This is a genomic window from Streptomyces sp. SID14478, assembly GCF_010548525.1.
In the GTDB taxonomy this organism is placed as follows: Bacteria; Actinomycetota; Actinomycetes; order Streptomycetales; family Streptomycetaceae; genus Streptomyces.
Genome location: NZ_JAAGMG010001440.1, coordinates 1 through 1658, shown reverse-complemented (window position 1 = coordinate 1658; position 1658 = coordinate 1). Strand labels below are relative to the sequence as shown.

At 74.0% G+C, this 1658-nt stretch carries 1 pseudogene; it reads right to left on the bottom strand.

The window, feature by feature from the left end:
• Positions 1–1315 (bottom strand): annotated as a pseudogene (locus tag G3I40_RS45260) (hypothetical protein); the annotation flags it as partial.
• Between the last annotated feature and the right edge of the window lie 343 nt (positions 1316–1658).

Genomic DNA, 1658 nt, shown 5'->3' with positions numbered 1-1658 from the left:
GCACCGCCATCGCGACGGGCGCGGCGAGCGCGGTCAGGGCGAGCCCGAACAGCAGGACCGTGGTACAGGCCGCGACCACCTTCAGCGCCGCCTGGGGCAGCAGCAACTCCTGGCCTTTCGGGGCGCCTTGACCGCGCAGCCAGCCGCGGGCCCACAGGGCGAGCGCGGAGGCGTAGATCCAGCCGAGCAGACATCCCATCAACGCCGTCACGGGGCCGGACGCCCCGTACAGGGCGTGCGTGCGGCGCCGGCCCGGCCCGAGCGGCGGCAGCGCGGCCAGGAGGGTGAGCGCCACACCGCCCAGTTGCACGCCGAGCAGCGCACCGGACGCCGGGCTCAGCCCCGGCAGTCGCCCGGTGGTCGACCACCGCGGGCCGGGCGCCAGGCAGTACAGCACCGCCCCGAGCAGGACGAGCAGGCAACCGGTCACCATGGACGCCTGCACCGCGCGCAGCCGCCACGGACCGGTGCCGAGCAGGGTCCACGTCCCCAGCGCCCCGATGACCACGAACAGGGCGACGGCCACGGCCTGGTCGCCGCCCTGGGAGGCCGGCGGCATGGCGGTGAGCACGGCCAGGGTCAGGACTCCGGCACACAGGTGACGGCTCATCAGGCCGTCCGCCCGGGGGTTGCGCTGCCAGTACCCGTACTCCTCCAGGGGTGCGGACTGCCCGGCCCGTTCGGGCAGCAACAGCCGCCGCCACCACGCCGCTTGACGGGGCCGGGCAGGCGGGATGCGGTCGGGGTCCTGCCACACCGTCCGGTACTCGCGCCGTCCGTCCCCCGCGGCCCACGCGGCCAGGAACAGGCCCACCAGCGGCACGGTCATCGCCAGGAGCAGGCCGTCGGGCACCGACATGCCGCGCACGGTCGCCACCACGTCGTTCCCTGACGAGCACAGGTCCGCGGAGGACCGGCACTGCCACACCAGCTGATCCATCGTCACCTGGGCCAGGCCGCCGACCAGCAGCACCGTGAGGGAGAGCCCCAGCAGCCGGGCCCCGAACCCGTAGAGCAGGCTCAGCCGGCGGCCGCCCGGCCGGTGGGGGCGCATCCAGCCCGCCACGTTGACCAGCAGGAAGGGCAGCAGGAACAGCCACAGCGAACGCATCGCGCCGCCGGAGGTCAGCGCGGCCCAGTCGTACACCTCGCGCACCACCCCGGTGCGGTGCGCACCGCCCGCCGTCCGTGCCCGGTACACACCGGCCTGCCGGTCCCCGCTCACCCGCCCCACCCGGTCCGGCACGAGCACGTCGCTGCGGTCCAGGGCCCCGACTCCCGGCACGATGAGCTCGTACACCTGGCTTGTCCCCATGGGCGCACAGGGTGACAGGGCCGGGGGGCGTGCGGACATACGCCGTTCGTACGAGGGTGAGGCGATCACCCGCACCGGCCGCGCGCCCCCGACGACCGCCCCCGGAATGCTCAGAAATCCACAAGATCCGACGGGATCGTTGTGTTGATTGTGTTCGGTTCTTAGGGTGGGTGCGGCTCAACAGGCCCCAGGGGCCTCACCAGTTGTACGTGTCCGCACCCGCAGAAGGGCACCGTTCATGCAGCACCCCGACCCGCACGGGTACCCGCAGTTCAGCCGCCGTCGGCTCCTCGAAGCAGGAGGCGCCGTCCTCGGCGCGCTGGCCCTGCCCGCCGCGCTTCCG